A 6,038-nucleotide genomic window follows, 5' to 3' on the forward strand; every position below is an offset into this window, starting at 1 on the left:
TTTCCTAGTTTCTAAACCTTTCAAAAGCAGCTTTTTCTAACATTTCCCGATCATCAGGATGAGCAATTTCGATTAAGGCTTTTGCACGCTGTCGAAGGTTTTTTCCGTAAAGATATGCCGTTCCGTATTCTGTACAAACGTAGTGGATGTGTCCTCTTGTGGTAACAACTCCGGCTCCTTGTTTCAAAAATGGGACAATTCTCGGAACTCCTTTTTTGGTTCTGGAAGAAATGGCCAAAATTGGTTTTCCGCCTTCACTCAATGCAGCACCTCTCATGAAATCCATTTGTCCGCCGATTCCGCTAAATTGATACGTTCCTATAGAATCTGCACAAACCTGACCGGTTAAATCTATTTCGATGGCGGAATTGATGGCGTGCATTTTTTTATTTTTCATAATATTGATAGGGAAATTCACGTGTTGAACATCCATAAATGCAATCGACGGATTGTCATCCACAAAATCATATAATTTTCGTGTTCCGAAGCAGAAACTGGTAATGGTTCTGTTAAGGTGCGTTCCTTTGAATTTGTTGTTTACCACATCTTTCAAGATCAAGTCAATTACTCCGTCACTTAGCATTTCGGTATGGATTCCCAGATTTTTGTGATTTCCGAGGCATTTCAGAACTGCATCTGGAATGGTTCCGATTCCCATTTGTAGGGTGGCTTCGTCGTCAATTAATTCGGCAACATTTTTTCCGATCAACATTTCTTCTTTTTCTACTTTTGCTGCATAATCTATAGTCAAAAGATCATCTTCATTCCAAACCAGTTTTTCAATTCTTTTGATGTGGATCATTCCGTCTCCGTGTGTTCTTGGCATTTTCGGATTTACAATGGCAATGATTTTTTTTGCAGTATCAATTGCACTTCTGGCAACGTCTACAGATGTACCCAATGTACAATATCCGTGAGAATCGGGCGGAGAAACAGTAATTAAAGCGACATCAATCGGTAAATGCCCATTTTTGAAAAGAATAGGAATCTCGCTTAGAAAAATAGGAACAAAATCTCCATGATCGGAATTGACGGCTGCACGAACCGGTGTTGATGTAAAAAGGGAGTTGATATAGAAACTGTCTTTATATTCTGGTTTTGCAATTTCTACATTTCCTTGTTGGGTTATGGATATCATTTCCACGTTTTTCAATCTGGAAGATTGCCTTGCCAATTCGTCATAGAAAAGATTGGGTGTACATGCACTTCCATGTCCGAAAATACGATCGCCGCTTTTGATAATAGAAACGGCTTCTTCTACAGTTACGTAATTAATCATCTTTCCAATTTTTTTTTCAAAATTAGGTATAAATCCAGATATAAAAAATGAGTGTTATCATTAGGATTTATAGATCAGCCTAATTCTTTAGGAAGTCATGCTGGGTTGGCTTTAGCCAAAACTTATAATAAATTTTAGCAAAAAAGCCTTTGATTCTAAAAATTTTATCAGATTTTCTTCTGCTTCAGGACGACACCACTCGATACTTTTTTTATTCCATAAGTCTATCATTCAAGTCATGATCTTCGTTTTCCAGCCAAGAAGTTTTGTAGGTAGTATCTTCAATTTTCATAGCTTCTTCCGTCAATTTTAGTGGGCGGAAAGGATCTACCATTACAGCATATTCTTCCGTAAATTTTTTGCCGATGCTTCGTTCCATTGCACCAGGATGAGGCCCATGAACAATTCCACCTGGATGAAGTGTAAAATCCATGAGATCGATATGATTTCTGCTCATAAAATCTCCTTCAGTATAAAATAAAACTTCATCAGAGTCTATATTGGAATGATTGTATGGAGCAGGAATTGCTTGCGGATGATAATCGTACATTCTTGCACAAAATGAACAGACTACAAAATTGTGTCCTTCAAAATTTTGGTGAACAGGTGGCGGTTGGTGAACTCTTCCGGTAATCGGTTCAAAATTTTTAATGTTGAACTTGAAAGGATAAAAATATCCGTCCCAACCCACTACATCAAACGGATGTGTAGCATAAATAAAATCTGTAATCTGATTTTCTTTTTTTACTTTAATCAGAAAATTGCCTTTTTCGTTTTTCGGTTCTACAAATTCTGGAGCGTGAATGTCTCTTTCACAAAATGGGGAATGTTCCAGAAGTTGCCCAAATTCGTTTCGGTAGCGTTTTGGGGTATAAATAGGAGAGTGGCTTTCAAGAAAAAAAAGTACCGGATTTTCAGATTTTAATTCCATCTGATAGATCGTTCCTCTCGGAATAATGAGATAATCTCCTTTTTCAAAATCCAGATTTCCGAGCATGGTTTTCAAAGTTCCCTCACCTTCATGTACAAAGAAAAGCTCATCGCATTCTCCGTTTTTATAAAAATAATCCATGGATTGAAGAGGTTTTGCCAATCCCATCTTCAAATCATTATTGAACATCAGGATTTTTCGGCTATCCAGAAAATCATTTTCTGGTGTTATATCTTTTCCCTGAAATCTTCTCGGAGTAATATTTTTTTCGACAGCAACTTTCGGAGAGACATCTTTTGTGTTTCCGATTTTTTTGATTTGTGTAGGACGGTGAATGTGATAAAGCAGAGAAGAAATCCCATGAAAACCTTCTGTTCCGAAGAGTTGCTCATAATAGAACTTATCATCTTCGGATTTAAAAATTACATGTCGTTTTTGTGGAATTTTTCCGCTATGGATGTATCTCATTTTTTTACTTTTTTGATTTGTTTAAAGTTAGCCATTTTATTTTGATTGGTAAAAATGAGAGACTCCTTCAGATGATTTTTAGATAGAATTATTCCCTGAATTCCATCAATGCCTCATAAAATTCTTCTTCCATGATCCCCAATTGTTGAGCCAAATGTTTTATTCCTTCTATGTGAGAAATGTTTTCATTGGAAGTATTCAGAGGGATTTCACCAATATCGGTATTTAGGAAAATCGTAGTATTGTTTGTATAAAATTCCGGAGTTTTATAAGGAATTTTCCGGAAATAATTTTCAGAATTTTCTATTAGCTGAACAAGAGCTTCATCTTCTTCATTATAGATCACAATTCCGCCGGCTACAACGGTTTTTAAGAAATTTTCGTAAAGATCCTTGTTGCTAATTCCTGAAATCAAAAGTATATTAGGATAATAATTTAATAGTTCAGAATCTTCTGTTTCGAAAAGAACAAAATCATTTCCTTTTAAATTTTCTGAAAAAGAAGTTACCTGATCAATTTCTTTTCCTAAAAAATGGATGATATGAAGCAACAATTTTGTGGCTGAAGTTTTTTGCTCACTTCCGGAAATGGCAACTCTTGTTTTGTTTAGGAATGTTTCGTAAAAATTTGTTTTCAATTTTGGGCAAAATTTACTTTAGTATCAATAATCTCTCTGAATGTTTTTAAAATATTTTCCCATTTTGCAATATCAGAAGGCATAATCATGCTTGCATCAGATTTGCTGGCAGCATTTTTACCTACTTTTACAACTATAGAAGTGGAAATATTATCGTATACTTTTTTGCGATCTTCCTGTATGAATTTGAAATTATTTGCAGTAAGTATATCGTGGATCCGTTTGATTTCATCATCAGAAATACTGAGTGATTTTTCAACTTTTTTACCATTTCCTTCAAAGGAGTAATATGCTTTGTTTCCATTCACAAGGAAGTTTTCATAAATAGGAGAGAGACCTCCGCTTCGTGAATAGCTAATATCAAAATCCGAATATTTTTTCTGGGAATTGCAGGAAAAAAGGATCGTTGCCAAAAAAATGATGATTATTTTATACATGGCATTTGTTTTTTAAAATTTTTCTGCTTTCTTGCTTTGTTGTTCCAGTTCATATTCATGTAAAACATTAAATTCCTGGCTTTGTTCAATAGCAATCATTATTTTATTTAGGATTTCCTGTGCAGATTCATCATCATAGTTTATATCCAAAGGTTTTTTGAATTCCAGAGTCGGTTTTACGCCGGTCACTTTTACTTTCAGTCCTTTTTTGTCGAATGCTCTTCGGAAACCGTTTATCTTGATCGGAACTACAATTGGTCTTTGCTGTTTTACCAATTTTGCAGTTCCTTTCCTTCCTTGCGCAAAAGCGGTAGTAGTACCTTGCGGAAAGGTAATGACCCAGCCATTATCCAATGCTTTCATAATATTGTCCACCTCGCCCATGTCTACCATTCTGTTCACATTTTTTCCTTCAGCTCTCCATGTTCTTTTTACGGTAACGGCACCTGCAATTTTAAAAATTTTGGTGAGAAAACCTTTATTCATGGTTTCTTCTGCGGCTACATAATAAAAATCTATTTTCGGATTCAAAAGATAGATTGGATTTTTTATGGTGTTTAAATATCCGTTATTCACCGAACAGAAAGCATGGTACATTGCTGCAACGTCAGCAAAATAAGTCTGGTGATTGGAAACAAAAAGCACATTCGTGTCCGGAAGATTTACAAGATTTTCTGAACCGCTGATTTTCAATTTATTAAAACCGTTGAATCTTCTGTAGGAAACAATTCCTAAAATAAAGATTATAAGTCTTTTTAAAAAATAAGGAGTTCCGAAAGCATCGGTGAAAATATTTTTCTTCGCCATTATCAGATTACATAGTAAGCAAATTTACAAATTTTTCAGTAAGTGGCTGAATTCACTTAAAATCATAGAAGTCGCACCCCAAATTTTGTAATTGTTAAAATTGATAACGGGAACTTCAACATCTTTTGTAGAAGGAAGAACCATCATTTCCGGTTCTTTAGGAAGTGCAAGGATGGAAGATACCGGAAACTCTATCAATTCCACTGCTTCTGCTTCCTGCAAATAAAACGCCGGATTTTTTTTGGTGTACGATACAAATGCATGAACATAAAAATTACTCGGCGGAATATAAATAGGAGATAGCTCACGAATAATTCGGATATAATATTTTTCAATTCCCATTTCTTCGTGGGTTTCACGGATGGCAGTTTCTTCAAAGGTGGCATCGTTTTCCTCATATTTTCCACCGGGAAGAGAGATTTGTCCGCTATGTCGGTCGTGTTCGTTTTGGCTTCGTACCATGAGCGGAAAATACCATTCATTATCTTTCAGATAAAGAAGGATATTAACGGCAGCAAATTTTGGATTCCTTTCCAAGATTTCGCCATAGCTGTACAATGGACGATAGGGAGGAGAATACATTCCATGTGCGTTTTCTCCATGAAGTTCGGCATTTTTAATTCTTTTAAGCAGATCTTTTCCAAAAAATTCCATGTCTCAAATGTAGGGAAATAAATTAGGTAGCAGATAATAGTTGTCGGTTTTTCTGCTACCTAAAAACGAAAAATGGATAACTAACAACTAATGAAGTTATGCTTTCTTCTGAAAAGTTGCCAGTTTCAAGGCATCTTTTATCATCTTACCGGGACGGAAAATAGTACGTACACTTTTAATAGAAGCAGCGGTTACTTCTTCCGGAGTATCTTTGCCTTCGCTGGAGCCGCCGGCTTGTAGGGTAAAATATTCTCCTACGTATACTATTTTTCCATCGGCTACATCATCGGCTATTTTGGTAAAAGTACTTTCCAATACCGCTAAAATATCGGCTTTGGATACAGTGGAAGTAGCAGCAGCGTGCTTAGCAAGATCATTAAGAGTAGTTTTGCCTTCGCCTATGATATTGGCATAATACTTAGGCGGATCAGTAGGTTTTTGTGGATTTTTTTTGGCAATTGCATTAAAGACAATAGGCATAATTCAAAATTTTTTAAAGGTTATGTTCTATTTTTTATTATTTTTATAACCAAAGATGCACTGAAGTTATAAAATTATATATATACAGAAGCGCTTCAAAATATGTACCAATTGTATAGAAAAAATAAAACTCGATATAAAAATCTACTTACCATTATCCGAAAACATACGGATGTTTTATTAGAAACGTGCGTACGTTTTAGTAAAAACGTCCGTATCTTTTTGCAAAAACGTACGTACGTTTTGCAACCCCTCTATTGATAGGACTTTTAGAACCTCTTTTTTACCCTAAAAAACCACCATGAAAAAACCAGAAGAAATACTAGATTTTGAAAAGAGATATCA

At 35.2% G+C, this 6,038-nt stretch carries 7 protein-coding genes; all 7 read right to left on the reverse strand.

Annotated features, from left to right (window positions below; translation table 11 throughout):
* Positions 1–4: 4 nt before the first annotated feature.
* A complete protein-coding gene (locus AC2A1C_RS10595) occupies positions 5–1,279 on the reverse strand; it encodes an acetyl-CoA hydrolase/transferase family protein (protein ID WP_484025680.1) in 1,275 nt (424 codons plus the stop codon).
* A gap of 211 nt (positions 1,280–1,490) precedes the next feature.
* Positions 1,491–2,678, reverse strand: coding sequence for a homogentisate 1,2-dioxygenase (locus AC2A1C_RS10600; protein ID WP_484025681.1), 1,188 nt, complete (start codon positions 2,676–2,678; stop codon positions 1,491–1,493).
* An 88-nt stretch (positions 2,679–2,766) separates the two neighbouring features.
* Positions 2,767–3,315 (reverse strand): Mur ligase, encoded by a 549-nt coding sequence (locus tag AC2A1C_RS10605; protein WP_484025682.1) that lies wholly within the window; start codon positions 3,313–3,315, stop codon positions 2,767–2,769.
* Entirely contained in the window at positions 3,312–3,752 is a 441-nt protein-coding gene (locus tag AC2A1C_RS10610) for a hypothetical protein (RefSeq protein ID WP_484025683.1), read from the reverse strand. Before AC2A1C_RS10610 ends, AC2A1C_RS10605 begins: the two co-directional genes overlap by 4 nt.
* Before the next feature lie 12 nt (positions 3,753–3,764).
* Entirely contained in the window at positions 3,765–4,559 is a 795-nt protein-coding gene (locus AC2A1C_RS10615; RefSeq protein ID WP_484025684.1) for a lysophospholipid acyltransferase family protein, read from the reverse strand.
* Between the two features lie 24 nt (positions 4,560–4,583).
* Positions 4,584–5,213, reverse strand: coding sequence for an NUDIX hydrolase (locus AC2A1C_RS10620; protein ID WP_484025685.1), 630 nt, complete (start codon positions 5,211–5,213; stop codon positions 4,584–4,586).
* 96 nt (positions 5,214–5,309) lie between these two features.
* Entirely contained in the window at positions 5,310–5,693 is a 384-nt protein-coding gene (locus AC2A1C_RS10625) for an HU family DNA-binding protein (RefSeq protein ID WP_484025686.1), read from the reverse strand.
* Positions 5,694–6,038 lie beyond the last annotated feature (345 nt).

Source organism: Chryseobacterium sp. HNCC26DJ241 (genome assembly GCF_057180505.1).